General features: G+C 33.8%; 3 protein-coding genes. 1 reads left to right on the top strand and 2 read right to left on the bottom strand.

Translation table 11 applies throughout. The annotated features are described in order from the left end of the window. Positions 1 to 22: 22 nt before the first annotated feature. Positions 23 to 883, bottom strand: a complete 861-nt coding sequence (locus BFA01S_RS21400; RefSeq protein ID WP_169800528.1) for a DUF4349 domain-containing protein — start codon at positions 881 to 883, stop codon at positions 23 to 25. 82 nt (positions 884 to 965) lie between these two features. Here BFA01S_RS21400 and BFA01S_RS21395 point away from each other — a divergent pair, with 82 nt between their 5' ends. Continuing rightward, positions 966 to 1388, top strand: coding sequence for a hypothetical protein (locus BFA01S_RS21395; protein ID WP_066235651.1), 423 nt, complete (start codon positions 966 to 968; stop codon positions 1386 to 1388). An 81-nt stretch (positions 1389 to 1469) separates the two neighbouring features. Here the strand turns inward: BFA01S_RS21395 and lepB are convergent, their stop codons facing one another. After that, positions 1470 to 2021 (bottom strand): signal peptidase I, encoded by a 552-nt coding sequence (gene lepB / locus BFA01S_RS21390; RefSeq protein ID WP_066235648.1) that lies wholly within the window; start codon positions 2019 to 2021, stop codon positions 1470 to 1472. Positions 2022 to 2072 lie beyond the last annotated feature (51 nt).

Genomic DNA, 2072 nt, shown 5'->3' with positions numbered 1-2072 from the left:
CCCGACTGATGGAAGTTTCACTTTATTCTTTTTTCATTCGTTTCCTGATTGCAAATACGATAAATATGATAAGTCCGATAATCAGGAAAACAGGCATATTTCCAATAAAGAAAACGATCAGACCGGAACCTGCTGATAAAATAAAATTTAAGCTTCCTATAAATTGTTTTTTCGTTTTCTCCCATGTATTTAAATCTTTACTTTGCAGATCAGGAACATTTACAGATTTCTCTGCTATTTCAATCGTCACAGTTGCTAAGTCAGCTTGGTTCTGTAAATAATTCATTCTCCCTTTTATTTGCTCTATTTCTTCTTGCACTGTCGCCAGATCTGTTGAAATTTTCAGCAAATCTTCTGTCTTCTCTGCTTTTTCCATAAAGTCAAGCAATCTTTTCTCCACCACTTGCTTCGATTTTAAACGTGATTCCAGATCAACAAATTCTTCTGTAACATCTTGTCCGGAAATAGTACGATCTATCACTTTTATACTTCCACTTTCCAACGCTTCAATAAAAGGGTGAAAAGCATTTGTTGGAATACGAATAGTCATCGTACCTTGCAGCTGTCCCTCTTCTCCATTACGATACGTATTAGAATTTAAGATATAACCTTTTTTCTTCACCGCTTCTGTTTGAATTTCTTTTACTGTATGTTCATAATTTTCTACCTGAACTGTTAATTGAGCATTATAAATTACTTTTCTTCCTACACTGCTTTCTTCTTCTGAATCAGCCGAATCTTCACTCTTTATTTCCTTTTCCTGCTGATTATCAGTTACTGTTATATTTTCATTTTCTGTTGCTATCTTACTTTCTTCTGTCGTATTAGTACACCCGCTCATTATGACAACGATGCAAAACAAAAGAAAAATGGTTTTTTTCAACAAAAACACTCCCTTATCTTTTATTAATAGAAGGAAACCTCTTCCCTTCTTGAAACGTATAAAGCAGAAAGGTGGTGCTGTTATGAACAAACTATTGCTGTTATTTATTTTAATTTTAACAGGATGTAATACCGGGCTAGTATTTTCAGAAGTCAGTATGACAAATATTCCTTCTGACATGCAAAAATCGATTGAGAGTGCCAAAACGGAAAACGGCTGCTACCTTTTCACAGATGAGGGAAAAGATATGTATGTATTTCTAAATGGAGGAAATGTTATTCCGGGAGAGGAGGCAGCTTTTTTTACAGATGTTAAAATAGAACAACATGAAGATACATTAAATATTTACTTTACCGAGAACAAAACTAGCGAGTATTCAAATGAAAAATTAAAACATCAATTGCTTTATAAAATTACTCCGCACGATTCATATGAGAAGATACAGTTATTTCGAAACGGGGAACCAATTCCATTCGATATCGTATTTGAAATTTTAAAAATATAGAACGTTCCATTAGCGAACGTTCTATATTAGTAGACGTGTATTAAATAAGGAGGTTACAAAAAAAGAATCCCGGTAATTTTCTTACTCCGTCTTCCCCACTTCGTTGAACGGGAAAAAGACAAATTCAGATTTTCCGATAATTCTCTTTTTATTGATTAGGCCGAGTCCATTTCGGCTGTCGAGACTGTTTGTACGATTATCTCCCATGACAAAAATTTCATTTTCAGGCACTTCGACAGGACCAAAATCATCTGTTAATAATTGACCTGCCTCTGCTGCATCTTTTTCATTTTCCTTTAAATACGGTTCATTTACTTCTTTCTTATTTATAAACAATATCCCGTTTTTCGCTTGTAAAGTATCACCAGGTAAACCAAGTACTCTCTTTACATATCTTTCGTTCTCCCCATCAATAATAATAATGTCCCCTTTTTCAATTTCTCCGATAAATTTCACCGTCTTATTTACAAAAAGACGTTCTCCGTCTTCTAATGTCGGGTTCATCGATTCTCCCCTTACTAAATACGGTTCAAATAGAAACATACGAATAATTAACACAATCCCAATCGCAATTAAAATCGGTTTAATCCATTCTAATGCAGAATTTTTCTCTTTAATATTTTGCTCTGACATGAAAAAGCCTCCTATATTTTCTATAATAAGATAAAGTGAAACTTCTATCAG

The sequence above is a fragment of the Metabacillus fastidiosus NBRC 101226 genome (assembly GCF_001591625.1).
Lineage (GTDB): Bacteria > Bacillota > Bacilli > Bacillales > Bacillaceae > Metabacillus > Metabacillus fastidiosus.
The sequence above is the reverse complement of the archived record's forward strand: the minus strand, read 5'-3'. Positions and strand labels throughout refer to the sequence as shown.

Coding starts and splice junctions, on each gene's coding strand:
- BFA01S_RS21395 (WP_066235651.1), top strand. CDS start 966: ATGAACAAACTATTGCTGTTATTTATTTTAATTTTAACAGGATGTAAT.
- lepB (WP_066235648.1), bottom strand. CDS start 2,021: ATGTCAGAGCAAAATATTAAAGAGAAAAATTCTGCATTAGAATGGATT.